General features: G+C 66.3%; 27 protein-coding genes and 3 pseudogenes. 10 read left to right on the top strand and 20 right to left on the bottom strand.

Annotation, left to right across the window (positions count from 1 at the left end):
- Positions 1-9: 9 nt before the first annotated feature.
- Positions 10-1,272, bottom strand: coding sequence for an ROK family protein (locus tag E0T84_RS28905; RefSeq protein WP_083339348.1), 1,263 nt, complete (start codon positions 1,270-1,272; stop codon positions 10-12).
- 251 nt (positions 1,273-1,523) lie between these two features.
- Between E0T84_RS28905 and E0T84_RS28900 the strand changes: the two genes are divergently transcribed.
- The gene (locus E0T84_RS28900; protein ID WP_070945889.1) at positions 1,524-2,282 is read left to right on the top strand and encodes an SDR family oxidoreductase; all 759 of its coding nucleotides are present in this window, start codon (positions 1,524-1,526) and stop codon (positions 2,280-2,282) included.
- Between the two features lie 130 nt (positions 2,283-2,412).
- On the opposite strand, the gene E0T84_RS28895 is transcribed toward E0T84_RS28900, so the two are convergent.
- Positions 2,413-3,741 (bottom strand): Ig-like domain-containing protein, encoded by a 1,329-nt coding sequence (locus E0T84_RS28895; RefSeq protein ID WP_070185209.1) that lies wholly within the window; start codon positions 3,739-3,741, stop codon positions 2,413-2,415.
- Positions 3,742-3,747: 6 nt separating this feature from the next.
- Positions 3,748-4,839 carry a UDP-N-acetylmuramate dehydrogenase gene (locus E0T84_RS28890; RefSeq protein WP_070185210.1) on the bottom strand — a complete coding sequence of 364 codons (1,092 nt, stop codon included), beginning with the start codon at positions 4,837-4,839 and terminating at the stop codon, positions 3,748-3,750.
- 26 nt (positions 4,840-4,865) lie between these two features.
- Between E0T84_RS28890 and E0T84_RS28885 the strand changes: the two genes are divergently transcribed.
- Genes E0T84_RS28885 through E0T84_RS28865 form a run of 5 tightly spaced genes read left to right on the top strand, consistent with a single transcriptional unit; the run spans position 4,866 to position 8,457 of the window.
- Positions 4,866-5,372 carry a DUF2505 domain-containing protein gene (locus tag E0T84_RS28885; RefSeq protein WP_070185211.1) on the top strand — a complete coding sequence of 169 codons (507 nt, stop codon included), beginning with the start codon at positions 4,866-4,868 and terminating at the stop codon, positions 5,370-5,372.
- A 22-nt stretch (positions 5,373-5,394) separates the two neighbouring features.
- A complete protein-coding gene (locus E0T84_RS28880; RefSeq protein ID WP_070185212.1) occupies positions 5,395-5,907 on the top strand; it encodes a DUF2505 domain-containing protein in 513 nt (170 codons plus the stop codon).
- Entirely contained in the window at positions 5,882-6,691 is an 810-nt protein-coding gene (locus E0T84_RS28875) for a class I SAM-dependent methyltransferase (RefSeq protein WP_070185213.1), read from the top strand. Before E0T84_RS28880 ends, E0T84_RS28875 begins: the two co-directional genes overlap by 26 nt.
- Positions 6,692-6,742: 51 nt before the next feature.
- On the top strand, positions 6,743-7,558 hold the full coding sequence (locus tag E0T84_RS28870) for a carbon-nitrogen hydrolase family protein (protein WP_070185214.1): 816 nt from the start codon (positions 6,743-6,745) through the stop codon (positions 7,556-7,558).
- On the top strand, positions 7,555-8,457 hold the full coding sequence (locus E0T84_RS28865) for a DUF2993 domain-containing protein (protein WP_070185215.1): 903 nt from the start codon (positions 7,555-7,557) through the stop codon (positions 8,455-8,457). The genes E0T84_RS28870 and E0T84_RS28865 overlap by 4 nt, the downstream gene beginning before the upstream one ends.
- Positions 8,458-8,473: 16 nt before the next feature.
- Here E0T84_RS28865 and deoC read toward each other — a convergent pair whose 3' ends face one another.
- The 6 genes from deoC to E0T84_RS28835 form a co-directional block, all read right to left on the bottom strand.
- Positions 8,474-9,151, bottom strand: coding sequence for a deoxyribose-phosphate aldolase (gene deoC, locus E0T84_RS28860; RefSeq protein ID WP_070185216.1), 678 nt, complete (start codon positions 9,149-9,151; stop codon positions 8,474-8,476).
- The gene (locus E0T84_RS28855) at positions 9,151-9,579 is read right to left on the bottom strand and encodes a DUF2599 domain-containing protein (protein ID WP_070185217.1); all 429 of its coding nucleotides are present in this window, start codon (positions 9,577-9,579) and stop codon (positions 9,151-9,153) included. Before E0T84_RS28855 ends, deoC begins: the two co-directional genes overlap by 1 nt.
- A gap of 4 nt (positions 9,580-9,583) precedes the next feature.
- Positions 9,584-9,868, bottom strand: coding sequence for a DUF2516 family protein (locus tag E0T84_RS28850; protein WP_070185218.1), 285 nt, complete (start codon positions 9,866-9,868; stop codon positions 9,584-9,586).
- A gap of 72 nt (positions 9,869-9,940) precedes the next feature.
- A complete protein-coding gene (locus E0T84_RS28845) occupies positions 9,941-10,582 on the bottom strand; it encodes a heparin-binding hemagglutinin (RefSeq protein WP_070185219.1) in 642 nt (213 codons plus the stop codon).
- Positions 10,583-10,643: 61 nt separating this feature from the next.
- Entirely contained in the window at positions 10,644-11,048 is a 405-nt protein-coding gene (locus tag E0T84_RS28840) for a helix-turn-helix domain-containing protein (RefSeq protein ID WP_070185220.1), read from the bottom strand.
- Positions 11,049-11,137: 89 nt separating this feature from the next.
- Positions 11,138-12,466, bottom strand: a complete 1,329-nt coding sequence (locus E0T84_RS28835) for a DUF445 domain-containing protein (protein ID WP_070185221.1) — start codon at positions 12,464-12,466, stop codon at positions 11,138-11,140.
- Between the two features lie 106 nt (positions 12,467-12,572).
- Between E0T84_RS28835 and E0T84_RS28830 the strand changes: the two genes are divergently transcribed.
- Together E0T84_RS28830 and E0T84_RS28825 are read left to right on the top strand one after the other, a co-directional pair.
- Positions 12,573-13,277 carry a TetR/AcrR family transcriptional regulator gene (locus E0T84_RS28830; protein WP_070185222.1) on the top strand — a complete coding sequence of 235 codons (705 nt, stop codon included), beginning with the start codon at positions 12,573-12,575 and terminating at the stop codon, positions 13,275-13,277.
- Positions 13,278-13,281: 4 nt separating this feature from the next.
- A complete protein-coding gene (locus E0T84_RS28825; RefSeq protein ID WP_070185223.1) occupies positions 13,282-14,148 on the top strand; it encodes a polyphosphate kinase 2 family protein in 867 nt (288 codons plus the stop codon).
- Between the two features lie 51 nt (positions 14,149-14,199).
- Here E0T84_RS28825 and E0T84_RS32500 read toward each other — a convergent pair.
- From E0T84_RS32500 to E0T84_RS28785, 8 genes and pseudogenes are all read right to left on the bottom strand, one after another.
- Positions 14,200-14,346 (bottom strand): annotated as a pseudogene (locus E0T84_RS32500) (hypothetical protein); the annotation flags it as partial.
- A pseudogene (locus E0T84_RS28815) lies at positions 14,329-15,129 on the bottom strand (N-acetylmuramoyl-L-alanine amidase); the annotation flags it as partial. The pseudogenes E0T84_RS32500 and E0T84_RS28815, both read right to left, overlap by 18 nt.
- 533 nt (positions 15,130-15,662) lie before the next feature.
- Positions 15,663-16,775, bottom strand: a complete 1,113-nt coding sequence (locus tag E0T84_RS28810; RefSeq protein ID WP_159437509.1) for a peptidoglycan-binding protein — start codon at positions 16,773-16,775, stop codon at positions 15,663-15,665.
- Positions 16,776-16,945: 170 nt separating this feature from the next.
- Positions 16,946-17,443 (bottom strand): LppP/LprE family lipoprotein, encoded by a 498-nt coding sequence (locus E0T84_RS28805; RefSeq protein WP_070185225.1) that lies wholly within the window; start codon positions 17,441-17,443, stop codon positions 16,946-16,948.
- Between the two features lie 127 nt (positions 17,444-17,570).
- Entirely contained in the window at positions 17,571-18,446 is an 876-nt protein-coding gene (locus E0T84_RS28800) for a cyclopropane mycolic acid synthase family methyltransferase (protein WP_070185226.1), read from the bottom strand.
- A 152-nt stretch (positions 18,447-18,598) separates the two neighbouring features.
- On the bottom strand, positions 18,599-19,459 hold the full coding sequence (locus tag E0T84_RS28795; protein WP_083283943.1) for a 3-hydroxybutyryl-CoA dehydrogenase: 861 nt from the start codon (positions 19,457-19,459) through the stop codon (positions 18,599-18,601).
- 94 nt (positions 19,460-19,553) lie between these two features.
- Positions 19,554-20,840: an isocitrate lyase gene (gene aceA, locus E0T84_RS28790; protein WP_070185227.1), complete on the bottom strand. Its 1,287-nt coding sequence runs from the start codon at positions 20,838-20,840 to the stop codon at positions 19,554-19,556.
- A 278-nt stretch (positions 20,841-21,118) separates the two neighbouring features.
- A complete protein-coding gene (locus tag E0T84_RS28785) occupies positions 21,119-21,940 on the bottom strand; it encodes an acyl-[acyl-carrier-protein] thioesterase (protein WP_070185228.1) in 822 nt (273 codons plus the stop codon).
- A 119-nt stretch (positions 21,941-22,059) separates the two neighbouring features.
- On the opposite strand from E0T84_RS28785, the gene ramB reads away from it, so the two are divergent.
- Together ramB and E0T84_RS28775 are read left to right on the top strand one after the other, a co-directional pair.
- A complete protein-coding gene (ramB, locus tag E0T84_RS28780; protein ID WP_070185229.1) occupies positions 22,060-23,475 on the top strand; it encodes an acetate metabolism transcriptional regulator RamB in 1,416 nt (471 codons plus the stop codon).
- Between the two features lie 129 nt (positions 23,476-23,604).
- Positions 23,605-24,156: a carboxymuconolactone decarboxylase family protein gene (locus E0T84_RS28775; RefSeq protein ID WP_070185230.1), complete on the top strand. Its 552-nt coding sequence runs from the start codon at positions 23,605-23,607 to the stop codon at positions 24,154-24,156.
- Between the two features lie 14 nt (positions 24,157-24,170).
- On the opposite strand, the gene E0T84_RS28770 is transcribed toward E0T84_RS28775, so the two are convergent.
- The 3 genes and pseudogenes from E0T84_RS28770 to E0T84_RS32000 form a co-directional block, all read right to left on the bottom strand.
- The gene (locus tag E0T84_RS28770) at positions 24,171-24,440 is read right to left on the bottom strand and encodes a hypothetical protein (protein ID WP_070185231.1); all 270 of its coding nucleotides are present in this window, start codon (positions 24,438-24,440) and stop codon (positions 24,171-24,173) included.
- On the bottom strand, positions 24,437-25,837 hold the full coding sequence (lpdA, locus tag E0T84_RS28765) for a dihydrolipoyl dehydrogenase (protein ID WP_070185232.1): 1,401 nt from the start codon (positions 25,835-25,837) through the stop codon (positions 24,437-24,439). Before lpdA ends, E0T84_RS28770 begins: the two co-directional genes overlap by 4 nt.
- A 30-nt stretch (positions 25,838-25,867) precedes the next feature.
- Positions 25,868-26,211, bottom strand: a pseudogene (locus E0T84_RS32000) (hypothetical protein); the annotation flags it as partial.

Here is a 26,211-nt window from a genome sequence, read left to right as displayed (position 1 = left end):
CAGACATGTCTACACCGCGGCGGATCGACGGGTTTGAGCGCGCCGCATGGCACCGATCGGATCGGCGTACAGGCCGCCCAGCGAAACGATGCCGGCACTGGCCTCCTGGACCCGGTTGCCGAAGACCGTCAGCCGGATATCGCGGTGTCCCAGCACCGACCGTCGGGTGACGGCGTCCTCCACGACCGGCAGGCCCTCGGGGTATTCGGTGAAGGCCTGCCCGCCGAGCACCAGATCATCGGGGTTGAGCAGGTCACGAAGCAGCGCGACGGCCTCACCGAGCACCCGGGCCCGGTCCGCCAGCAGCTCGACCGCCTGGCCGTTGCCCTGCCGGGCCGCGCGCAGCACCGCCGACAGCGTTGACGACGGGCCCTCGGCCGGGATGATCCGCAGCCTGCGGGCCGCGTTGAGCACCGCTTCGTCACTCACGGTGGATTCCAATTGCCCTGAGCCACCGAGCAGTTCGGAACGAGCGGGCAGGCCGGCGATGGTGCCGGGCCCGCTGGCCGGGGAGTGCACACGGCCGCCGATGGACAGTGCGTAGCCGACGGTCTCCCGGGCGTACACATAGAGGCTGGTCCGGGCCGGGGCACCGACGGCCTCCGGTGCCCGACGCGGTCCGCCCAGTAGCAGTTCGGCGCCGGCCATCGCGTCGACGTGCGAGGCCACCGACACCGGCAGTCCGAGGGCTTCGGCGAGCACCGGGCCCACCGGGGCGTCGGCCCAGCCGAGCCGCGGGTGATCGAGATACCCGGTGGCGCTGTCGACGACGCCACCGGCGGCGACCCCGACCCACAACGGGCGGCGGCGGTGCCAGCGGCTCAGGTAGCGGCGGGCACTGGAGGCCAGCGCGGCCAGCGCCGCGCCCTGCGGTCCCGACGGGGTCGGCGTCTCGACCACGTCGAGGGTGCGACCGAACAGGTCGGCAGCCACGATGCTGGTGGCGCGCGCACCGATGTGGATTCCGAGCGTGAGATAGGGCTCATGGTTGACCTCGACGGGCACGCGGGGCCGTCCGATGGCCCCCGACACCGCCAGATCGGCCCGCTCCCGCAGGACGCCGGCGTCGAGTAGCGCGGTGACCTGACGGTTGACGGTCGCGATGCTCAGCTGCGTGAGCTGGGCGATGACGTCACGGGCGACGGGGCCGCGGCTGCGGACCGCACCGAACACCGATGCCGCGGCGGCGTCGGGCACCTTGAGCGAGGGCGCGACGATGTGCAGGAGCCGCGACTGCGGATAGCGCGAGGCTGCGGGCGGCGTGCGGGACAGGTTGCCGGATGAGGCGGCACGGGTGGAGGCGCGGCGAGCATCGGCGATGACGGTGGTCACGGGAATGGTCCTTACTGATTGTCGGCTGGTGGGCAGAGGCCACACCTGACGACTCAGCAGGACGGGAGAACGGTGTCCGGGGTCGCCTCAGGCGCGGCGGGGTGCGCAACAACAACACGCACGCCGCGCGAGGCGGGACTGGAGGTTTCCGGACACATCAAGAACCTAGCACGCCATCTAGTGTTGGACAGGTGACGACATCTCAGGCAGACACAAAGGTGGCAGTGGTGACCGGCGCCAGCGCCGGAATCGGCGCTGCCACCGCGAAATCCCTTGCCGCCTTGGGCTTTCAGGTTATCTGCGTGGCCCGCCGGGCGGACCGGATCCAGGCCCTGGCCGATGAGATCGGCGGCACGGCGATCGTGGCCGATGTCACCGATCAGGCTGCCGTCGACGCCATGGCGGCCCAGTTGGACCGCGTGGACGTGCTGGTGAACAACGCCGGCGGGGCCCGCGGACTGGAGCCGGTCGCCGACGCCGACATCGACCACTGGCGCTGGATGTGGGAGTCCAACGTGCTGGGCACCCTGCGCGTCACCCGCGCGCTGCTGCCCAAGCTCATCGACTCCGGCGACGGGCTGATCATCACCGTCACCTCGATCGCCGCCGTCGAGATCTACGACAACGGGGCGGGCTACACCTCGGCCAAACACGCCCAGGGCGTCCTGCACCGCACCCTGCGCAGCGAGTTGCTCGGAAAACCCGTGCGGCTCACCGAGGTTGCGCCCGGGATGGTGCAGACCGACTTCTCGCTGAACCGCTTCGACGGAGACGAGCAGCGAGCCGAGAAAGTCTACGAGGGGGTCACGCCGCTGGTGGCCGAGGACATCGCCGAGGTGATCGGTTTCGTCGCCTCCCGCCCGTCTCACGTCGACCTCGACCTGATCGTGATCAGGCCTCGTGACCAGGTCAGCGGGGCCACCGGTTCACGCTTCAACCGTCAGGTGTGATGCGCCGAGGTATCCCCGTCATCCGCAGCTCGCCGATTTCGACACCACGGCTGCGCTTCTTCTATCGTCACGACCCTTGTGTCGAAAACGGCGACCGATGGGCCGCACGACGTCGCTTTCGGCGCAGGAATCAGCCACCCGGCTCGGGACGTGGCGGTGTGGTGGTCGTCGGCGTGCCCGAAAGGGTGGGCGCATCCGTCGGCGTCGCCGGCGCGCTGGCCGGCAGGTTCGACGGGGAATCCTCCGAGGACAGCGCCGACATGGACTTCCACTCGCTCCAGTCCACCGCCCAGTCCCAGATGTCGCCATCGGCGTAGGACAGCTGGATCCGGGTACCGGTCACCTCGACCGGGTCGCCGTACATCGCGCTGTTGAAGTACTGCTGCGAATTCTCCAGGTTCAAGTTGATGCAGCCATTGGTCACGTTCGTATTGCCTTGTGAGCCAATGCTGTTGGGGTTGCAGTGGATGAACTCGCCGTTGTTGGAGATCCGCACCGCGAACCGTTCGTGCACATTGCTGTAGCCGGCGGCGGGGTTGGTCATCCAGAAGTCCTCGTACTTCTCGGTGACCACGTGGACGCCGCTGCGCGTGACGTTGCGGTCCAGATCGCCCTCGCCGTAGCTGCACGGGAAGTCCATGATCACCGCACCGGATCCGTCGAGCACCTGGATCCGGTGGCTGGATGCCTCGGCCTTGACCACCTGGCGCCGGCCGATCTCGATGTCGAGCGTGGAGTCGGCCGCTCCGTAGGCGCCATCGCCGAAGCTGACGCCGTACAGCGGCGCCTTGACGCTGATCTTCGTCCCGGCCGGGAAGTACTCCCGGGAGCGCCAGTGCACGCGCGATCCGCCGGCTTCATCGGGCAACCAGGCCCAGCTGCCCTCGACCGGAGGCGTGGTGGTGACCTGCAGGGCCTTCTCGATGGTCGCGCGGTACTGATCGTCGATCGCGGCGTCGAACTGCAGGATGATCGGCGCGGCGACGCCGACCACCTGGCCGTCGGCGAGCTGGAACTGACCGTTGACCTGCTTCTGTGGGGCGACGGTGGTGAACTTGCCCTGCACCGGTTCGGCCTTGCCGTCCTTGCCCACCACCGAGCCCGCCCACGTGTAGGTGGATTCGTAGCCGAGGGGTTCGGTGACAGTGAACGCGGTGCGGTCGCTGTTGAATTTGCCCGCGACCACCTTGCCGCTGGCGTTGGTCAGGCTGACGCGCTGGAACGAGCCGTTCTCGACCTTGACTCCGACGGGCGCCGTCGGCAGCACATCCTCGGCGTCGGCGGCGGGCTCGTAACTGACCGTCGGAGCTGCGGGTTCCTCGGCCGCAGGCGCGGAGATGGGTGATTCACCCGAGCAGGCAGCCAACAAGCCGGCTCCCACTCCGACGGTCAACACCGTCAGGGCACGACGCCGATTGAACAACGGCGCATCGGCCTCTATATCACCGGCAGGGCTCACGTGGATCTAGGGTACTGATAGATCGCACCCAATCAGAATCGGCTCGGGCTGCAAAGCGATGCCGAAGCGGTCCAAAACACCCGCCTGCACCGCCCTGGCCAGGGCAATCACGTCGGCACTGTTCGCCTCGCCACGATTGGTCAATGCCAGCGCATGCTTGGTGGAAAGCCGCGCGGGGGCGCCGTCTCCGGGGTACCCCTTGCCGAATCCGGCGTGCTCGACGAGCCAGCCGGCGGCCAGCTTCACCCCGTCAGGGGCGGGGTAGTGCGGCACCGGCGCGGCCTGCGGCCCCGCGGCCGCCCGGAACGTGGCCTGCACCCGCTCGAACTCGGCCTGTGACACCACCGGGTTGGTGAAGAACGATCCGACGCTCCAGGTGTCGTGGTCGTGCTCGTCGAGCACCATGCCTTTGCCCGCACGCAGCTGCAGCACGGCCTGGCGAACCCGCAGCGGGTCGGCACGCTCCCCCGGTTCGACCCCCAGCGCATTGGCCAGTTCGCGGTAGCGCAATGGTGCGCTACGGCCGGTGTCGTCCAGGGTGAACTCCACTTCGAGCACGATCACGGCATCGGAGTGTTTGAGGATGCTGGTGCGGTAGCCGAACCTGAGTTCTTCCGGTGCGGCCCAGCGGACTTCACCGGTGCGGCGGTCGAGCAGCCGCACCCGGCTGATGGTGTCGGCGACCTCGGCCCCGTAGGCCCCCACGTTCTGCACCGGGGTGGCCCCGGCCGATCCCGGTATCCCCGAAAGACATTCGAGCCCGCCCAGCCCGTGCTGCAGGGACGCCACCACGACATCGTCGAACACCGCGCCGGCCTCGGCGCGCAGCAGCTTTCCCTCGACCGTGACGGCGGTGTTGGCCACGCGCACCACGGTGAGGTCGGGCATCGTGTCGGCCAGGTCGTCGGCCAGCACCACATTCGACCCACCGGCGAGCACCAGGATCGGCTCGGCCACGGCGCCCAGGACGTCGACGAGCTGGTCGGTGCTGGTGCAGGTGAGCACCCGCGGCGCCACCGGACCGACCCGCAGCGTGGTCAGCGGCGCCAGCGCAACCGCCTCGGCAACTGCGACACCGGCAACATACGAACTGACCACGGCCCGTAACGGTAGCCTGACCAGCTATGCCGCGATCATTCGACATGGCCAGCGACTACGAGGGCAGCGTCGAACAGATCCATCGCGCATTCGCCGACGAACGGTATTGGCGGGCCCGGCTTGCCGATTCCGGGGCCGACGAAACCACGCTGGACGCCCTGAACGTGACCGCCGACGGCGGTATCGACGCGGTCACCGCACAGATCCTGCGCGCAGACCGGCTGCCCGGGCTGGTGTCGCAGTTTCACCGCGGCGATCTGAGAATCCGGCGCCAGGAGCACTGGCAGCCGATCCAGAACGGCACGGCCCATGGCACGGTCGAGGGCTCCATCTCCGGGGCGCCGGTGGCGCTGTCGGGGTCGGCGACGCTGGCCGCCATCGCGGGCGGGTGCCGCTTGTCGGTGCACGTCACGGTCGAGGTGCGGGTGCCACTGGTCGGCGGCAAGATCGAGGGCTTCATCGGCACACAGCTGGTCGATCTGCTCAAGGCCGAGCAGCGATTCACTTCGGTGTGGATCACCGATCGGCAATGAGCCGGCGGTACCGTCGGTAGCCATGAGCCGAAGCCGGCAGTCGACGATGGCGTTCGACGTACCCTCCGAAACGATCTACGCCGCGTACGCGGACAGCGAGTACTGGCAGGCCCTGATGGACCGATACGACGACCTGACCCCTGGGAAATCCGACATCACGGAATTTCGTTCCGACGAGCGCGGAATCGAGGTCGAGTTCCGGCAGGTCCTGCCGCGCGCGGAGCTGCCCCCGATCTTGCGGCCGGTGATCCCGCTCGACATGGCCATCACCCGCAGGCAGTATTTCGGCCCCTTCGACCCGCGTGGCGCGAAAGGCCATTACACGGCGTCGGTGTCCCATGTCCCGGGGCGGCTCGACGGGCGCTACGTGCTGGCCGGGGGCGCCGAGGGCAGCCGGCTGAAAGTCGACAGCAAGTGCAAGGTGCCGATGCCCCTGATCGGCGGCAAGCTCGAAGACATGGTTCTGCAGTCCGTCAGCGACGTGTTCACCATCGAGGGGGCGTTCACCGCTGAGTGGATCTCCGAGCACGTCTAGACCCGTCGGCGCGGTCACCCGTGGCACCACCGGGTACAACCGGCTGCGCCGCAGCGATCGCTGGCTGGTGCACTCGCCGCGGGTGCGCACCGCGCTGCGGGCCGCGGCCGATCCGCTGGTGGTCGATCTCGGCTACGGCGCGCTGCCGGTGACCACCTTGGAATTGGCGGCGCGGCTGCGCGTGATCCGCGCCGACATCCGGGTGGTGGGCCTCGAAATCCACCCCGAGCGGGTGGCCACCGCACGCGCGGTGGCCGACGGCACCGATGTGCGGTTCGAGCTCGGTGGTTTCGAGTTGGCCGGGTTACGGCCGGTGCTGGTGCGGGCGTTCAACGTGTTGCGTCAGTACCCGGTGGAGGCGGTGCCGGACGCCTGGGCCACGATGACGCGCCGGCTCGCGCCCGGCGGGTTGATCGTCGACGGGACCTGCGACGAGCTGGGCCGGCGCTGCTGCTGGGTGTTGCTGGACGAAGGCGGGCCGGTGAGCCTCACCCTGGCCTGCGACCCGTTCAGCATCGAACGCCCTTCGGACCTGGCCGAGCGGCTGCCCAAGGTCTTGATCCATCACAACGTCGAAGGCCAGCCGATCCACGCCCTGCTCAGCGCCGCTGACCGGGCCTGGGCCAGCGCGGCCGGGCACGGCGTGTTCGGGCCCCGGGTGCGCTGGCGGGCCATGGTGGACCTGCTGCGCGCCGAAGGTTGTCCGGTCGCCGCACCGCGCCGCCGGCTACGCGACGGGGTGTTGACGGTGCCGTGGGCTGCCGTGGCGCCAGCCACAAATTAGGCCCGTGGCGAGCCACGCATAGGGCCCTGTGGCGCCACTAAGCTGAACCGCATGCGAATTGCCCTGGCGCAGATCGCCACCGGCACGGACCCGTCGTCGAATCTGAAGTTGGTCGACGAGTTCACCCGCCGCGCCGCCGACGCCGGCGCCCGGTTGGTGCTGTTCCCCGAGGCCACGATGTGCCGGTTCGGTGTTCCCCTGGGGCCGGTCGCCGAGGATCTGGACGGGCCGTGGGCGACGGCGGTGCGGGAGATCGCCGCCCGCGCCGGGATCGTGGTGGTGGCCGGGATGTTCGTGCCCAGCGCGGACGGACGGGTCACCAACACCCTGATCGCGACGGGACCCGGGGTCGACGCGCACTACCACAAGATCCACCTCTACGACGCGTTCGGGTTCACCGAATCACGCACTGTGGCACCAGGTTTCGAGCCGGTGACGATCACCGTCGAGGGAGCCACGGTGGGCCTGACCACCTGCTACGACGTCCGCTTCCCGGAGCTCTACGTGGAGCTGGCCCGCCGCGGGGCCCGGCTGGTCACCGTGCACGCCTCGTGGGGATCGGGGCCGGGCAAACTCGACCAGTGGACCCTGCTGGCCCGGGCGCGTGCTCTGGACACCACAGGCTTCGTCGCCGCGGTGGATCAGGCCTACCCGGGCGGGCAGATCGCCAAGGCCGGCCCGACGGGCGTCGGCGGCAGCCTGGTGGCCTCCCCCACCGGCGAGGTTCTCGTTTCGGCCGGTGCCGACGAGCAGTTGCTGGTCTTCGACATCGACCTCGATGCCGCCGACCAGGTCCGCGACACCATCGCGGTGCTGCAGAACCGCTCACAGTTCGCTCAGTCGGGTAAGGCACAATCGCTGGGGTGACCGATCCCTGGGCTCGCCCAACCGACCAGTCCCCGCCAGCACCTTCAGCGGAGCTGCCTCCGCCGCCTCCGGCCCCTGACCAGCCGGTTCAGCCGGGGCACGTCGGTACGGCGGAGCACCCCGCGCCGCCGCAGGACTCCTCGCCCCTGGCGAAGGTCAAGAAGCTGCTGTCGGACCCGCTGTCGGTGGTGCTGGTCGTGGTGATCGTGGTGGCCCTGGTGGCCGCCGGCGTGCTGGGCGGTGAGCTGTATGCCCGCAACCGCGCAGACCAGATCGTCGCGTCCACGGTGGAGTGCGTCGTCGGCGACGGCGCCAAGGCCTCGTTCGATCCGCTGCCTCCGTTTTTGATGCAGCACATTAGCGGGCACTACACCAACATCAACGTCGAGACCGCGGGCAACCAGATCCGCGAGGCCAAGGGCATGAAGGTCAAGCTCGGCATCAAAGACGTGCGGATCAAGGAGACTGCCGATTCCAGCGGCACCGTGGGCTCGCTCGTCGCCGACATCGACTGGAGCACCGACGGCATCCGCCAGACCGTGGCCGACATGGTGCAGTTGCCGTTCATCGGCTCGGCCATCTCGGATGTGAAGACCAACCCTTCCAACGGGACGATCGAGCTCAAGGGCCTGCTCGGCACCATCACGGCCAAGCCCGCGGTGGTCAACAAGGGCATCTCGCTGCAGATCATCGACCTGAGCGCGATCGGGCTGTCCTGGCCGCGGGAGACCCTGCAGCCGATCCTGGACAAGTTCACCGCCCAGATCACCGAGAACTATCCGATGGGGATCCACGCCGACAGCGTGCAGGTGACCGAAAACGGCGTCGTGGCGAAGTTCTCGACCACGAATGCGTCGATGCCCAAGCCCGCCGACGACCCCTGTTTCGGCAAACTCTAGTTTTTCGCTCTAAGCGCTAGGCGAGGCCGTCGAGCACTGCCCTGGTGCCCGACAGGCCCAGCCGGGTGGCCCCGGCGTCGAGCATCGCCGTGGCCGCCTCGGCGGTGCGGATACCACCGCTGGCCTTCACCCCGACACCGTCGCCGACCGCCCGCGCCATCAGTTCCACGGCGCGGGCGCTGGCACCACCGCTGGGGTGAAAGCCGGTCGACGTTTTGACGAAATCCGCTCCGGCGTCGACGGCGGCCCGGCACACGTCCTGCAACAGCGCCTCACCGGCGAGCTCCAACAGCGCCGCGGACTCGACGATGACTTTGAGGGTGGCGCTGGGAGCAGCGGCGCGCACGGCGGCCACCTCGGCTGCCGTGGCATCCAGATCGCCGCTCAACGCGAGCCCGACGTCGATCACCATGTCGATCTCGGCGGCGCCGTCGGCCACGGCCAGCTGCGACTCGCGGGCCTTGATCTCGGCCAGGTGTTTGCCTGACGGGAAACCCGACACCGCAGCCACCGCGAGGCCCTGCGGGGCGGTCGCCGCCGCGGTGGACACCAGCGGCGGTGACACGCACACCGAGAACACACCGAGGTCGACGGCCTCGGACACCAGTCGTTCTACGTCGGTGACGGTGGCCTCGGGCTTGAGCAGGGTGTGATCGACCAGTGCCGCCACGTCGGCACGCGTATAGCCGCCCATCAGAACGGCTCCTCGCTGCCGCCGGGATTGCATCCGCTGGCCAGCATCACCTCGGAGGCGACCTCGGGCCGCCACGGCTCCAGGTTCCAGCTGGTCTTGCCGGGCTCGGCGAGTTCGGCGAATGTCCAGTGACACAGGAACTGCTCACGCATCCCGGGCAGGTCGGCGTCCGGGGACAGAGTCAAGACCTCGACCCAGGCCTGATCCGCCTGGGCGGTGCTGCCGGGTTGGTGGGTGAGGGCGCGGGCCGTGTCGGTTGGGTAGACGCGCAGGCTCGACAGGTCGCCCCACTTGGCCCACGCGACATGGTCGACGTACAGGTGGTCGCCGGAGACCTGGGCGGGGTCCGCGGCGGCTGCGGGGACCGGGATCAGGGCCGCGCCCAGCGCAAGACACGCCGCGCCGAACGCGGCCGGTCGTGAACGCATCGGATCAGTGCGACTTTCCCTGAATTTCGAGCAGTTTGGGCCGCACATCGACCAGGTAGACACCGGCGGCGCAGGCCGCGATGACGGGGATGAACACACCACCCACCAGTAGCGTCAGCACCGCGCTCACGCCGAGAATGCCCAGCCAGACGGGCTTGGTGAGCTTGCCGGTGGCTGTATAGGCGTCCGGGCGTTGCCGGGCCGCATGCACGAAGGCATACGCGGCCACGAGAACGACCAGGTAGCCGAGTATCGAAATAATGACGCCCGCAAGGTTGGCAAGTTGCACCTCACCAGCCTATGCGGGCGTCATCGTCAGCGTCGACCGGCGGGGCTGCGGCCCCGCCGGACAACACCGGAATTACTTCTGGGTGACCTTCTTGGCCGGAGCGGCCGTGGTCTTCTTGGCCGGGGCGGCCTTCTTGGCGGCAGTGGCCGGCGCGGCCTTCTTGGCGGGAGCCTTCTTGGCGGGGGCGGCGGCCGGCTCAGCCTTGGTCACGGCCTGCTCGGTCTTTTTAGGCAGCTCGACGCCCACCAGCTTGGCGGCACGCTCGCCGACGGCGCGGGTCTGCGAGGCCACCGTGCCCAGCGCATCCTGGGTCAGCTCGGTCACCTGATCGGTGTAGCCCTCGACCCGGCTGGCGGCTTCCTCGAGAGCCGGCTGGTTGCGCAGGCGCTCCAGCGCCGCCTCGCCACGCTCGACAAGCTTGTTGTAGGTCGCGGTGGCCTGATCGGCGTAGCCCTCGGCGGCCTTGCGCAGCTCGTCGGAGGTGAACCGGTCGCGCAGCTCGTCGAACTGGGCCGGCAGGTCTTCCTGCAGCCTGGTCAGGCGGGCGCGGCCTTCCTCGACGCGAGCCTCGGCGTCGGTGCGGGCGTCCTCGGCACGCTCACGCAGGCTGGCGACGATCTCGTTGACCGTGGCCAGGGCCAGGTCGGCTGCGCCGACGGCGGCCAGCAGCGGGGCCTTGAGGTCTTCGATGGTGGGCTGAGTCTTCTCGGTCATGCGAATTCCTTTCTCAGGATGGGACTGTTGTGCGAGTGGTGATCAGGCAGTTGGTGAGATGTCAATCAGTTGTCGGCTCCTCACCTGCAGCAGCTGCATCGGCTTCGTTCTGCTGACGGAACGACGTGTAGATGTCGAGCAGCACCTGCTTCTGCCGTTCGGTGATTCCCACGTCGTTGACGATGGCGTCGCGGACCTCGCTGGGCTCGCTGGGTTCCAAGATCCCGGCGCGCACATAGAGGACTTCCGCAGACACCCGCAGTGCCTTCGCGATCTGGTTGAGCACGTCGGCTGAGGGTTTCCGCAATCCCCGTTCGATCTGGCTCAGGTAGGGATTGCTGACGCCGGCCTTCTCGGCCAACTGCCGTACCGATACCTGTGCCGCCTCACGCTGGGACCGGATGAAGCTCCCGATGTCCTGCGCAGCGTTGGAGACGACAGCCGCGAGATTTTCTTCCTGCGCCATGTCATTCCCCTCGTAGCCCGGGTATCCGTTAACGACGAAATTCACGCTACGACGGGGTGCTAACTTTTGCAAGCACTAGTTAGCGCAGGTCAGAAGAGTAGTTGGGCTATCGAATAGATGATCAGACCCGCCAGCGAGCCCACCACGGTGCCGTTGATCCGGATGAACTGCAGGTCACGGCCCACATGGAGTTCGATCCGGCGGCTCGCCTCATCCGCATCCCAGCGCTCGATGGTCTCGGTGATGATTGCTGTGATCTCGGTCCCATACTCGGCGACCAGGTGTTTTGCCCCCCGGATGATCCAGCTGTCGACCTTGTCGCGCAGCTCGGCGTCATCACACAACGACTCACCGATCCGCATCACCGAGTCGGCGATCCGGGTCCGCAACGCCGAGGACGGGTCGTCCACCGACTCCAGGATGATCCGCTTGGCCGCCGCCCACGCCGTCTCGGCCGCCCGGGTCACCTCGTCACGCCCCATGATCTGGTCTTTGACGTTCTCCGCACGCTGAATCGTGGCCTCGTCGTGCTGCAGGTCGTCGGCGAACTCGAACAGGAACCGGGTGGCCGATCGCCGCAGCTCGTGGTCGGGGTTACGACGCACCTTGTCGGTGAAGTCCATCAGTTCCCGATGGATCCGGTCCCCGACCAGGTGGTCCACCCAACGGGGCGACCAGGTCGGCGAATCCCGCTCGATGACGCGCTCGATGACCTCACCGGAGTTCAGCGACCACTGGAACGCCCGGTCGCACAACAGCTGGATCAGCGCCTCCTGACGGCCCTCCTGCAGCAGCGTCGACAGCACCCGGCCGATCGGCGGCCCCCACTTGGGTTCGGCGATGCGCTTGACGATCATCCGGTCCAGCACATGCTGAACATCGTCGTCACGCAGCATCTCCACGCCGACCCGCAGCACCGTCGAGGCCTCGGCGGCCACCCGCTCGGCGTGCGAACGGTCACACAGCCATTTGCCGAATCGGCCGGCCACCTGGGCGTCGTGCAGCTTGTTCGCAATCACCTCGGGAGACATGAAGTTCTCCCGGACGAACGTGCCCAGCCCCTCCCCCAGCTGGTCTTTCTTGCGCTTGATGATGGCCGTGTGCGGGATAGGCAACCCGAGCGGATGCTTGAACAGCGCCGTCACCGCGAACCAGTCGGCGAGTGCGCCGACCATGCCGGCCTCGGCCGCGGCCCGCACATAGCCGACCCAGCCTCCCGCGCCGCGCGACTGTGCCCAGGTGCACAGGAGAAAGACGACCGTCGCGCCGACGAGGAAGCTCAGCGCGACGAGCTTCATCCTCCGCAAACCCCGGATGCGTTCAGCGTCCGCGACGCTGTCCGCCCCGGCCAGTGTCTCGGCAAAACTCGGCCGCGGACCCGCATGCACGCGGGCTCCCTCGTCGGATCGATGTGCCACGTTTCCATCTTGCGCTATCACCGCGACAGTCGGCCTGACCCACGGACCGGTATGCGCAGATTCGCCGTACTATCGAGTGGAACTAGGGAATGGGACTACTGCGACTGTGGCACAGCAGACTCCACCGGTGACGGTGAAGACCGATGGACGCAAGCGACGTTGGCACCAGCACAAGGTGGAGCGGCGCAATGAGCTGGTAGACGGCACCCTGGAAGCAATCCGGAGCCGGGGCAGCAACGTCAGCATGGATGAGATCGCCGCCGAGATCGGCGTCTCCAAGACCGTGCTCTACCGCTACTTCGTCGACAAGAACGACCTCACCACAGCGGTCATGATGCGGTTCGCCCAAACCACCCTGATCCCGAACATGGCTGCCGCCTTGTCCTCCAACCTCGACGGTTTCGCGCTGACCCGCGAGATCATCAAGGTGTACGTGGAAACCGTCGCCGCCGAACCTGAGATCTATCCGTTCGTGATGGCCAACAACTCGGCCAGCAAGAGCAAAGCCGTCGCCGATTCCGAGCAGATCATCGCCCGCATGCTGGCCGTGATGCTGCGCCGCCGGATGGCCACAGTCGGCATGGACACCCGCGGCGCCGAGCCATGGGCATTCCACACCGTCGGCGGTGTACAGCTGGCCACCCACTCCTGGATGTCGAATCCCCGGATGACCGCCGACGAGCTGATCGACTACCTGACCATGCTGTCGTGGAACGCGCTGTGCGGCATCGTCGAGGTGGGTGGGTCGCTGGAAAAGTTCAACTCGCTACCGCACCCGTCGCCGGTGCTGCCGCCTCAGCTGCTTGACTGAGCGGGTGAGCGACAGAGATCTTCCTGCCCTGTGGACCCACGAACCACACGTCCAGCTGGCCTTCCGCCCAGGCGACAAGGTCGCACGAATCGACACCAACGGCACGCCGGGATTCCGCGGCAACAAGAGTGACGCGCCCACCCTGCAAACCGAACGGAATCTGCGGCTCGCCTCGCTGCAAGAAATGCTCTACGCGCGGACCAAGAGTGGTGACGACAACCGCTCGGTGTTGCTGATCCTGCAGGGCATGGACACCGCAGGTAAAGGCGGGATCGTCAAACACGTTGTGGGCGCGGCAAACCCGCAGGGCGTCCGGTACACCAGCTTCGGAAAGCCGACCGAGGAAGAGCGCGCCCACCACTACCTGTGGCGCATCCGCAACGCGCTGCCACCGGCCGGACACATCGGGGTGTTCGACCGCTCGCACTACGAGGACGTGCTGATCGTCCGCGTGCACAACCTGGTGCCGCCGGACGTCTGGGGCGCCCGCTACGACGAGATCAACGCCTTCGAGCGCGAATTGGTCGATGCCGGCACCACGCTGGTGAAGGTGGCGATGTTCGTCTCGCTCGCCGAGCAGAAGGATCGCCTGGCCGAACGACTGGAGCGGCCCGACAAGTACTGGAAATACAACCCCGCCGACATCGACGAGCGCCTGCTGTGGCCCAAATACCAGGAGGCCTATCAGGCCATGCTGGACAAGACCTCGACCGACTACGCCCCCTGGCACATCGTGCCGTCTGACAAGAAGTGGTACAGCCGGCTGGCCATCACCGAGCTGCTCATCGAGGCGCTCAAAGGTCTCAACATGTCCTGGCCGCCACCGGACTTCGATGTCGAGGCCGAGAAGAAGCGCCTGGCTGACGCCTGAGCCCGGTACGCCGTTGCGCTAGCTCGCGAGGGCTCGCCGCGTGGCCGTCTTCCTCGCCGCTGTCTTCTTCGCGGGAGTTTTCTTCGCGGGAGTTTTCTTCGCCGCTGCCTTCTTGGCGGGTGCCTTCTTGGCGGGTGCTTTCTTGGCGGGCTTCGCCGGCCGCGCTGCGGACAGCTCTGCCAGACGGCACTCGAGTATCGAGACGTACCGCCCCAAGCTCGCCACATAGTCGACCAGGGACTTGTCGCCCAACTGGTTCCACCCGTTCCCGAGCGGTCCGCGCAGCTGCTCCCAGATCTCTTCGAGCAGCTCTCGGTCGGTGCGGGTGTTGGTCGGCTTGGGCAGGTGCGGCATCTGAGAAGGCGAAATGGCAACCGGCGTCGGCTGGCTGAACTCACCGCGCATCGCCTTGGCGACCTCGCCGCGGAACCAGTCCATGCTGAGGTTGCCCGGATCCCACTTTCCCTGCGCGGACCCGGCCCACTCCTTGTGACCGATGTTGCGCTCCGCCCCATAGCCGAGCCGCGTCGTCAGCGCGGCGGCCACATCACGCATCGAGATGATCTGGGCGTCCGGCCACCGCTCGTCGACGCGATAGCTGCCGTCAGGGTGGATTGTCGGCCAGGCACATTCGACGCCGATGAGCCGGTTGTTGGCAGCGTTGGCAGGCAGGCCGAACCCGCTGCCCCGTCCGGAGTGGTTGCAGACACCGACCGCGACGATCGTGACGGTCCCGTCCGGAGCGATGTGCAGGTTGGCCAGCGGGCCCTGCAGATCGGGGCGACCGGCCCGGATGCTCTCTGCCTTCTCCCGGCTGTTGCCGGTGTGGTGCCACATCACACCCCAGATGTCACCGAAATCCCCGACTCCCGAATTCTCCCACCCCGGAAGCGTCGTCAACTTGTCGCCGAGGATCGGCCGTAACACCTCCTCCAGCCAGACCGGGTCACCGGCCCAGCCGCCCTGTTGCGAGGCGGGCACCTGAACTTGGCCGTCCAAGGCACGGGCCAGCACTTCATGCGCCTCGTCCCACTTCTCCCGGTACCGGTCAGGGAATGCGCTGCCCTGCACCAGTTGTGCGAACACACCCGCCGTGTGTGCATCGCGCGCGTTGACGTAATCGTCGGACAACCGGTCCAGGAACATGTCGGCAGCGGCATCCAGCGTCATCCGCTGGCCGGCGGTGCCCCACCATGCCTCGCCATTCGGTCCCGGTTGCTGTTGGAAATAGCCGGACGAGCGGTTGTCATCGGAAGTGGAATCGTGTGGAAAGCCTTCTGAGTCAGGATCATTCGTCGGATTTGACGGGCACCACCACTGCCGGCTCCCGCTCGCGTCGGCCGAGCCCACCTCGGTGGAAATGGTCATCAATGCGATGATCGTCGCGATTTCCGTCAAGCCTCGCCGACGCGCCACGGCATGCACCTCCCGCGCGATCTGCTCACGGGTCCTCAGTGGTGCGGCGTTGAAAGACGTGAAGCTCATTGGGATCACCTCAAGTTCGGTCTTGATACTTATGTGCGTACGGGCGTGCGACCGGACCAGTCACGGACGTGGTCGATGCCGAGCTGAAGGTAGGTGCGGCCGGGCAACACTTCGACGAACTCATAGGTGATGTGTGGCTTGGTCGGCGGCTGGGCAGCGAAGAATGTGAGCGCCAGTCGCGCGGCGTGCACGGCGGCGGCGGTCTCAGCTCCGAATTGGGCAGGGACCACTCCCGGCAGCAGCGAGGAAACCAGGCCCGCCCACACCCCGTTGAGAATCCCGAGCGGGCTGGGCGGCAAGTCCACACCCGCCTCGTCGAGCATCTTGATCAGATGCGGAATAACCTTCTGCATCATGCCAATCGGGTCGCTCACCGTGGTATCCATGACGATGTTCTGGCCCTGACGGCAGACGTCACCGACGTCGCCCAGCGGCACGTTGGCGTAGAAGTCGTCTGGCTGCACCAGCTCGCACCAATCCCACGTACATGCCTCACGCGGAACATGGAAGTTGCTGATGCCCTCCCCATCCGGAACCGGGCCGAGAAAGAACGTATGCCCAAACGCCCGTGAAGGATTCGCAACCATCATCCCGCAGAAGTAGTTGCCGGCGAATCTCTCCAGGCGTCCTCCCGGCAGTAGTTCGGCACGTACCTTGCTCGCGGCAATGGCTCCCTGCGAATACCCGAGCAAGCAGAAGGTCCGGCTCGGATGCCGCTCGATCCAGTCGACCGCAAGTTCGACCGCGACCTCGACGGAATCGTTGCCGCTCGGTGCATTCGGATTGCTCTCGGCGCCCACGGGTATGCCACCCATCGAACCCGGGTACAGGATCGGGATTTCTTCGAGGCCCGCGGCGTGGGCGACCCGGGACGTGTAGTCCACGCCGACGATGCCACCGGTCCCCCGGAAAGTAAGGGCAGCGTGACGAGGTGGCGGCGGCGGGGGCCAGGACCCAAGGCGCACACGGGTTTTGAAATCAGCGATGCCATTTTCGGGCAGACCGACGCGCCGCTGAAACTCGGCGACGGCATCGGCGGTGATCCGATCGTAGACGTCACCCTCGGTCACACCCATGGTGCGAGCCCATTCGAACTTGGCGACCAGTTTGCCGCGGATCAATGCGATATCAGGTCCGCTCATGGGCGGATCCGTGAGCTCGAAACCTCGCCAGGCCATCAGCACAGACCTCCCACGGAAACCAAGGCGGATCATCGGTGTGTCTGCCCTCGCGGGCGTGACAAATCCGATGCTCGCAGTCGGCCCAACCACGAGCACGAGTAGCGCGGTACTCGAATTCCGGCCGGCAGAGATCAGTCCGGGGGTGGCGGGTCGAGCATCTCGACCTTGCTGCCGTTCCAGTGGTAGCGCACCGTGGTCACGATGCCGTCGGCGCATGCACTGCAGCTCTGACCGGAACGGTAATTCAGCACGACGGTGTCGTCGGTCGATGCGCCCGCGTCGAGCGAGGTGAACCCGTACGCCTTCCACGTGCCGGTTCCGAGAAATGTCCCGCGGTGGAACATCAGCGCCTGGATCGGCGAACTGCCCGTCCCACCTTCGATCCCGACCAGGATGGTCGACAGGTCGGCACACGGGTTGTAGTTGCTTTCCAGCGGCGCACCCGCCCAGCGACGGCCGGTCACACGGTCGACGGGCATCCGCGCCAGCGCCGACCACAAGGCGCTCATCTCGTCCGGGCCGCATACCGCGCGCGCCGGCGTCATACCCGCGGAGAACCCCGTGAAGCCGGCTGCCATGACGGCAACCGCAAGAACGGACACCATGACGCGACGCGGTGCGATGCTCACGGCGGCCCTCCCGCCTCAGTCAGTCATGCCGAGTGCAGTCCAGACTAAAACAGCAGCTGAGCCGGCGGGGCCGACTCAGCTGCTGTTTTGCGTGCTCAACCAGATGGGACATCGCCCATCGGCAGAACTACTTGACCAGAGTGAACTGGCCGATGTTGGTGATGCCGCGACGGAAGAAGTCGGCGCAACCGGTCAGGTACTTCATGAACCGGTCGTAGACTTCCTGGCCCTGCAGGGCGATGGCCTCGTCCTTCTTGGCCTCCAGGTTGGCCGCCCACATGTCCAGCGTGCGCGCGTAGTGCGGACGCAACAGGTGGATGCGCTCCAGCTTGAAGCCCGAGCCGTCAGCCAGCTTCTCGATGTCCTCTACGGCAGGCAGCTGCCCGCCGGGGAAGATCTCCTCGCCGATGAACTTCATGAACTTCAGGTCGCTGATCGTCAGCTTGATGTTGTTCTCACGGAAGAACTGCTGGGTGTGCGCCAGGATCGTGTGCAGCAGCATCCGGCCGCCGTTGTCCGGCAGGATGCTGTAAGCCCGCTCGAAGAAGATCGGGTAGCGCTCCTGCTTGAACGCCTCGAACGCACCGATCGAGACGATGCGGTCGACGGGCTCGTTGAACTCTTCCCAACCCTGCAGCCGGATCTCGACGTTGCGGTTGGTGTCGATCTTGGCCAGCCGCTTCCGGGCGTAGTCGGACTGTTCCTTGCTCAGCGTGATGCCGATGACGTTGACGTCATGGTTGATCAGCGCCCGCTCCAGGCAGCCGCCCCAACCGCAGCCGATGTCCAGCAGGGTCATACCCGGCTTGAGGTCGAGCTTGCCCAGCGCCAGGTCGAACTTGGCGTTCTGCGACTCCTCGAGGTTCATGTCCTCGCGCTCGTAGTAACCGCAGGTGTAACCCATGGTCGGCCCGAGAAACAGTGCGTAGAACTCATTCGAGATGTCGTAGATCGACTGCGACTCCTCGTAGTACGGAGCAAGATCGGACTCGACGTTGGACATGCGAAAAATTACCTCTTTGCGTTTTCTGCTGCTGACGACCGACGGTTTGGGGCCGACGCGTGATTTTTCACGCAGACTCTATTGAGCGAGCCAGCAGGCCCTACTGTGGGTAGACTAGCTAAGCCTCGGCCATAGTGCCAGCGCGGGTCGGTTCAGTATGTGTAGAAGCCCTTGCCCGATTTTTTGCCCAGCTGTCCCGCCTCGACCATGCGCAACAGCAGCGGCGGCGCGGCGTACAAAGGCTCTTTGAACTCGTCAAACATCTTGTCGGCGATGAGCTTGAGGGTGTCCAGGCCCACCAGGTCGGACAACCGCAGCGGCCCCATCGGGTGGGAGAGTCCGGCCACCACTGCCTTGTCGACATCGTCAATTGTGGCAAAGCCACCTTCGACCATCCGGATCGCCGCCAAGAGGTACGGGACCAGCAACGCGTTGACCACGAAACCGGACCGGTCAGAACAACGAACAACCTGTTTTCCGAGAACCGTGCCGGCGAACTCCTCGACGCGAGCCGCGGCGGCGTCGGCGGTCACCAGCGTGCTGACCAATTCGACCAGCGGCAACACCGGGACCGGGTTGAAGAAGTGCAGGCCCAACACCCTGGCAGGATTCTGGGTAGCTGCTGCGAGTTTCATGATCGGAATGCTGGAGGTGTTGGAGGCCAGCACCGCGTCGGGATCGGCGATCACGCGATCCAGGTCGGCGAAGATCTTCGCCTTGACGTCCTCGTCCTCGATCACGGCCTCGATGACCAGCTGACGATCGGACAGGTCGTCGATCGTGGTGGTGAACTTCAGCTTGCTCAGCGCGGCGTCCTTCTCGGGCTCGGTGACCTTGCCTGCGCTGACGGCGCGCTCGAGGGACTTGGTGATGCGGTTGCGGCCCGCGGTGACGAGTGCGTCGGTGGTCTCGAACACCAGCACGTCCACGCCGGCGCGCGCGGACACCTCGGCGATGCCGGCGCCCATCTGGCCGGCCCCGATCACACCTACACGTTCAATTTGATTGCTCACGGTTTCTCTTTCTATACGCAGACAGGTCCCGCCCAAAACCTCTGGGCGGGACCTGCTCTGTCAAGCCAGACTTCGTCTGCTCGGCGATCGAGCTCTAGTGGAACTGACCCTCTTCGGTGGAACCGGCCAGCGCGGTGGTCGAGCTGGTCGGGTCAACCGTGGTGGCGATCCGGTCGAAGTAGCCGGCGCCGACCTCACGCTGGTGCTTGGTGGCGGTGTAGCCGCGCTCCTCGGCGGCGAACTCGCGCTCCTGCAGCTCGACGTAAGCCTTCATCTGCTCGCGGGCGTAGCCGTAGGCCAGATCGAACATCGAGTAGTTGAGGGCGTGGAAGCCGGCCAGGGTGATGAACTGGAACTTGAAGCCCATCGCACCCAGCTCGCGCTGGAACTTGGCGATGGTGTCGTCGTCCAGGTGCTGCTTCCAGTTGAAGGACGGCGAGCAGTTGTAGGCCAGCATCTGGTCCGGGAACTCGGCCTTGACACCCTCGGCGAACTTCTTGGCCAGCTCCAGGTCCGGGGTGCCGGTCTCCATCCAGATCAGGTCGGAGTACGGCGCGTAGGCCTTGGCGCGGGCGATGCAGGGCTCGAGACCGTTCTTGATCCGGTAGAAGCCCTCGGCGGTGCGCTCACCGGTGATGAACGGACGGTCGCGCTCGTCGACGTCGGAGGTGATCAGGGTGGCGGCCTCGGCGTCGGTACGCGCGATGACGACGGTCGGGACGTCGGCGACGTCCGCGGCCAGGCGGGCCGAGGTCAGGGTGCGGATGTGCTGCTGGGTGGGGATCAGCACCTTGCCACCGAGGTGGCCGCACTTCTTCTCCGAAGCCAGCTGGTCTTCCCAGTGCGAACCGGCGACACCGGCGGCGATCATGGCCTTCTGCAGCTCGTAGACGTTGAGCGCGCCACCGAAGCCAGCCTCACCGTCGGCGACGATCGGGGCGAGCCAGTTCTCGACCGAGGTGTCGCCCTCGACCTTGGCGATCTCGTCGGCACGCAGCAGCGCGTTGTTGATGCGGCGGACGACCTGCGGCACCGAGTTGGCCGGGTACAGGCTCTGGTCCGGGTAGGTGTGGCCGGAGAGGTTGGCGTCACCGGCGACCTGCCAGCCCGACAGGTAGATGGCCTTCAGGCCGGCGCGGACCTGCTGGACGGCCATGTTGCCGGTCAGCGCGCCGAGCGCGTTGACGAAGTCCATGTCGTGCAGCTGCTCCCACAGCACCTCGGCGCCGCGGCGGGCCAGGGTGGCCTCCTCGACGACGGAACCCTGCAGGGCAACCACGTCGGCCGGGGTGTAGGTACGGGTAATGCCCTTCCAACGGGGGTTGTGATCCCAGTCGTGCTGGATCTGCTCCGGTGATTTGGGGGTGCCCACGGTCGACATAGGACTGCTCCTTCGGTTTGTTTCAGTCGCCTTGCTCCACCGCCGCGTCGTTCGCGTTGTTAATTGCTAACGCCGAGGCAGCTTCACTGTTGTGCTAATCCGACGATGGCACAGCACATATCCGCAGGTCCACCCGTTTCAATTGCCAAGTTTCGCCAAAGCGCTTAGCTAACTTGCAAAGTTTGCGAAGAAATATGATGGCTGTACCGGTTCAGAAGCTACCGACGAGTAGCCCAAAGGCGCAGGTCAGTACGCTCGTACTGTTAAACCGGGAGGGGTCAGAGCGAGAACAGCGAAGCGATCGCTTTCGTCTCGTCGCCGACGGCATATGTGAGCGTTCTAACAGTGCGGTCAGAGAGCCCTTCGCCGAATTTGTCGGTCGATCCGGCCGGGTGAACGTGCGACAGGATCTCGAGCTTCTCGCCGAGCGCCACCGCGGCGTCGTGCTCGATGGTCACCCGCAGCGGCTTCTGGAGCAGCTCGGGATTGGAGTACAGGTAGTCCTCGATCACCGTCCAGTAGATCGAGTTGTTCATGTGGTCGAAAAGGTCGATGTCGGACACCCGCACCGGGTACTCGCGGATCTCGGCGGCGTCCTCGCGGCTGCCCGCCTTCAGGTAGGACTTCCAGCGCAGGCGCGCTTCATCGGTGGTGCGGCGCAGGCCGGCCAGGAAGTCGTCAGAGATGCGGGCGGGCCCTTGGGTCTCCCGGTTGATGTTGATCCAGAACGCCTCGGATTCCATCAGCCCGCCCTTGCGACCGTCGATGCGCACCCGCATCTCGCACCACCGGTTCGAGGTTCCCGAACACCACCGCCGCATCCGCAGCATGTCCTGGAATTCGATGGGCTTGATCAGGTCGATCATCGTGCGCCGCACGATCCACAGCGGATGAGTCTCCTCGAATCCGAGTTCGCGCAGGTGGTCGGAGCCGATGTCTTGGATGTGGCGGGCGGCGGCGTCGAACCGCAGCCGTCCCACCCGGTCGATGTCGCCCACCCGCAGCGGCCATTCCCGGTCGAAGACATCGGGATGGGGATCAGGCACCGGCATCATCACCTTGTTCAGCCCGGTGGTCGAACTCTGCGCGGTTCCCGTCATGATTCATCTCCAGTCGCTGTCGCCTGAGCCGATCATGCCAGGCAGCCCGATCCTGCCAGTAGCGACTGAACTGCCAAGAATGCAAAGACCGACTTCACAACGTTGTTAGGCTATTTGACGTGGCAAAAACGTTCGTCGGATCGCGGGTGCGTCAACTTCGCAGCGAGCGTGGTCTGAGCCAGGCGGCGCTGGCTCAGATGCTGGAGATCTCCCCGAGTTACCTCAACCAGATCGAACACGATGTCCGCCCGCTCACGGTGGCGGTGCTGCTGCGCATCACCGAGGTGTTCGGGGTCGACGCGACGTTCTTCGCCTCGCACGACGACACCCGGTTGGTCGCCGAGATGCGCGAGGTCGCGATGGACCGCGATCTCGGAGCCGATATGGACGCCGGCGAAGTCGCCGACATGGTCGCGGCGTATCCGAACTTTGCCCGCGCACTGGTCAACCTGCACCGTCGCTACCGGCTGACCACCACACAGTTGGCCGCCGCCACCGAGGACCGCTACTCCGACGGCAGCGGTAGCGGGTCGATCACCATGCCCCATGAGGAAGTGCGCGACTACTTCTACCAGCGGCAGAACTACCTGCACGAACTCGACACCGCCGCTGAGGATCTGACCGCCAAGATCCGCATGCACCGCGGCGATCTGGCCGGGGAGCTGGCCAACCGGATGACGACGGTGCACGGCGTGCGGATCGTGCGGCGTATCGATCTGGGCGACACCGTGCTGCACCGCTACGACCCGGCCACCAAGACCCTGGAGATGGGCAATCACCTGTCCAGCGGCCAACAGGTCTTCAAGATGGCGGCCGAGCTGGCCTTTCTCGAGTTCGGCGATCTGATCGACAAGATGGTCGACGAGGGCATGTTCACCAGCGACGAGTCCCGCACCCTGGCCCGGCTCGGACTGGCCAACTACTTCGCCGCGGCCACCGTGCTCCCCTATCGCCAATTTCACGGTGTCACCGAGAATTTCCGCTACGACGTGGAGCGGCTGTCGGCGTTCTATTCGGTGAGCTACGAGACCATCGCGCACCGGCTGTCCACCCTGCAGCGGCCCTCGATGCGCGGCGTGCCGTTCTCGTTCGTCCGCGTCGACCGTGCCGGCAACATGTCGAAGCGCCAGTCCGCCACGGGTTTTCACTTCTCCTCATCGGGCGGCACCTGCCCGTTGTGGAACGTCTACGAGACCTTCGGCAACCCGGGCAAGATCGGGGTGCAGATCGCCCAGATGCCCGACGGCCGCCACTACATGTGGGTGGCCCGCACCGTGGAGCGTCGCGCGTCGCGCTATGGGCAGCCCGGCAAGACGTTCGCGATCGGGCTGGGATGCGAGCTGCGCCACGCCCATCGGCTGGTGTACTCCGAAGGGCTGGATCTCTCCGGCGAGGTGGCCACGCCCATCGGATCGGGCTGCCGGGTGTGCGAGCGCGACAACTGCCCGCAGCGCGCATTCCCCGCGCTCGGTAAAGCCCTGGACCTCAACGAGCACCGTTCGACGGTGTCGCCGTATCTGGTGCGCCAGCCGTAGTCCGCTGGACAACGCCGCCGGTTTCTACACCTTGGTCGTGGCGACCGCTTGGAACCGCCCGCCGATCAGAAGCCCGCACGTGGAAACCGGCGCTCACGCCGTGAGCGCACCTGTGCCACACTCGGCGGGGTGAGTGCACTCGAGCCGGCCCGCATCGCGCCGGGCGGATTCCGTGAGCTGGGCCCGGTCAACTGGGCCATCGCCAAGCTGGGCGCCCGGGCCATCCGCGCACCGCGGTTCACCCTGATGAACGTGCTGGGGCAGCACAAGCTGCTGTTCCTGGCCTGGCTGCCGTATTCGGGGCTGTTGCTCGGCCCGCTGGGAAAACTGCCGCGTCAGGACGCCGAGCTGGTGATCCTGCGGGTGGGACATCTGCGCGACTGCGAATACGAATTGCAGCAGCACCGCCGGCTGGCCCGCAGCCGCGGCGTGGATGCCGAAACTCAGGCCCGCATCTTCGAAGGCCCCGACGCCGAGGGCCTGACCGACCGGCAGCGCGTGCTGATCACCGCGACCGACGAGTTCGTCGTCACCCGGTCGGTCTCGGCCGAAACCTGGGGGGCGCTGTCAACGATCCTGACCAAGCCTCAGCTCATCGAATTCTGCATGCTGGCAAGCCAATACGATGGCCTGGCCGCCACCATGACCACGCTGCGGATCCCGCTCGACTTCCCCGACTAGTGATTTGTGCATGTCTACAGGTAGGTGACCCCGAGCAGTACCAGCGAGAACACCACCGGCGACACCGGCAGCAGCCACAGGAACACCGCCCAGGTACGGGATTTCTGCTGGTACTTCCGCCAACCGAAGTAGCCGCACGCCGCTCCGCCGATGAGCGACAGTGCGGCCACCAAGAGCACCCAGACGTTCACCCGGGAGCCCTCGGTCGCCAAAGTGATGGCAGTCAGCCACAGAATGTGGCCGAGCACCAATCCGCCTATCCCGGCGACGATTTCGTTTCTCAAAAGTTGATCATGTGGCCGGTCAGACCGTGGAAGCACTCTTGCAGCGCCTCCGACAAGGTCGGATGGGTGTGCACGTTGCGGGCCAGCTCGTTGGCCGTCAGGTCCCACTTCTGCGCCAGGGTCAGCTCTGGCAGCAGTTCGGACACATCCGGGCCGATCAGGTGGCCGCCGATCAGTTCGAGGTGCTTCTTGTCGGCGATCAGTTTCACGAAGCCCGTCGGATCGGCCAGGCCGTGGGCCTTGCCGTTGGCGGTGAACGGGAACTTGGCGACCACGACGTCGTATCCCTCGGCCTTGGCCTGCTCCTCGGTCAGGCCGAAGCTGGCCACCTGCGGCTGGCAGAACGTGGCGCGTGGCATCATCCGGTAGTCGCCGAGCGCGAGAGTCTCTGCACCACCGATGGTTTCAGCGGCCACCACGGCCTGGGCCTCGGCGACGTGGGCCAGCTGCAGCTTGCTGGTGACATCGCCGATGGCATAGATGTGCGGCACATTGGTGCGCATGTAGTCGTCGATGGCGATGGCCCCGCGGTCGGTGAGTGCCACGCCCGCCGCCTCCAGGCCGAAGCCCTCGACGTTGGGCGCAAAGCCGATGGCCTGCAGTACCTTGTCGGCCTTGAGTTCCTCGGTCTTGCCGTCCTTGCTGACCGTGACAACAACGGACCCGTCGCCGCCCTTGTCGGAGATGCCCTCGACCTTGGTACCGGTGAGGATCTTCACGCCCAGCTTCTTGTACTGCTTCTCGATCTCCTTGGAGACCTCGGCGTCCTCGTTGGGCAGCGCACGCGGCAGGAACTCGACGATGGTGACGTCGACGCCATAATTCTTCAGCACGTAGGCGAACTCCATGCCGATCGCGCCGGCGCCGGCGATGATGATCGACCCCGGCAGCTCGCGCGAGAGAATCTGGGTCTCGTAGGTGACCACGTTGTCGGACAACGAGGTACCCGGCACCAGGCGGGTCGAGGACCCGGTGGCGATGATCGCGTTGTCGAAGGTGAGCTCCTCGGTCCCGCCCTCGTTGAGTTTCACCGACATCGACTTGGGCCCGGTGAACGTACCGTACCCGTGAACCTCGGTGATCTTGTTCTTCTTCATCAGGAAGTGCACGCCGGCGACACGGCCGTCGGCGACCTTGCGGCTGCGGTCGAAGGCGGCCCCGTAGTCGAAGGTGGCCTCACCGGTGATGCCGAAGGTCTTGGCTTCCTTGTTGAAGATGTGTGCGAGTTCCGCATTGCGCAGGAGCGCCTTGGACGGGATGCACCCGACATTGAGGCACACACCACCCCAGTACTTGGGTTCGACAATTGCGGTCTTCAGCCCCAGTTGGGCGGCACGAATGGCCGCGACGTATCCACCGGGACCAGCTCCGAGAACGACGACGTCAAAGTGGGTCACGACCCCACCCTAATGGGCGGTGCAATCGTCCTACCGGGCGATCCAGCCGAATACGTAGGCGCCGTAGAAAGCCGCCGCGGCGGCCATCGCGGCCAGCGGCGCCGACATCAGGGCGATGGCCAGGGCAGATAGCAGGGGCTTGCGCTGGGCGGTCGAGGCCACCAGGGCGCCGACGGTGGTGACGACGATGTAGGCGAGCACGACGAACACCGGCCAGGTCTTGTCGGCCGACTGATACCAGTAGTAGTAGAGGCCGGCTCCCGCCGCGGCGGAGACGACCCATACTCCGGCCAGCACGCCCACGAACGTCCACCACTTCAGCGACAGGTAGGACCCTTCCACCACGATGGGCGGGATCGGGGCGGGCAGCGGGG

It is taken from the genome of Mycobacterium sp. DBP42 (assembly GCF_005924235.1).
Classification (GTDB): Bacteria; Actinomycetota; Actinomycetes; order Mycobacteriales; family Mycobacteriaceae; genus Mycobacterium; species Mycobacterium syngnathidarum.
This window is presented reverse-complemented; position numbering and strand designations above follow the sequence as displayed.

Bases quoted from the DNA above. Each gene is read 5' to 3' on its own strand.
- E0T84_RS28800 (WP_070185226.1), bottom strand. From the start codon at position 18,446: ATGTCCAACGTCGAGTCCGATCTTGCTCCGTACTACGAGGAGTCGCAG.
- E0T84_RS28840 (WP_070185220.1), bottom strand. From the start codon at position 11,048: ATGGCGCAGGAAGAAAATCTCGCGGCTGTCGTCTCCAACGCTGCGCAG.
- E0T84_RS28810 (WP_159437509.1), bottom strand. From the start codon at position 16,775: ATGAGCGGACCTGATATCGCATTGATCCGCGGCAAACTGGTCGCCAAG.
- E0T84_RS28880 (WP_070185212.1), top strand. From the start codon at position 5,395: ATGAGCCGAAGCCGGCAGTCGACGATGGCGTTCGACGTACCCTCCGAA.
- E0T84_RS28845 (WP_070185219.1), bottom strand. From the start codon at position 10,582: ATGACCGAGAAGACTCAGCCCACCATCGAAGACCTCAAGGCCCCGCTG.
- deoC (WP_070185216.1), bottom strand. From the start codon at position 9,151: ATGGGCGGCTATACGCGTGCCGACGTGGCGGCACTGGTCGATCACACC.
- aceA (WP_070185227.1), bottom strand. From the start codon at position 20,840: ATGTCGACCGTGGGCACCCCCAAATCACCGGAGCAGATCCAGCACGAC.
- E0T84_RS28870 (WP_070185214.1), top strand. From the start codon at position 6,743: ATGCGAATTGCCCTGGCGCAGATCGCCACCGGCACGGACCCGTCGTCG.
- E0T84_RS28885 (WP_070185211.1), top strand. From the start codon at position 4,866: ATGCCGCGATCATTCGACATGGCCAGCGACTACGAGGGCAGCGTCGAA.
- E0T84_RS28855 (WP_070185217.1), bottom strand. From the start codon at position 9,579: ATGCGTTCACGACCGGCCGCGTTCGGCGCGGCGTGTCTTGCGCTGGGC.
- E0T84_RS28785 (WP_070185228.1), bottom strand. From the start codon at position 21,940: ATGACGGGAACCGCGCAGAGTTCGACCACCGGGCTGAACAAGGTGATG.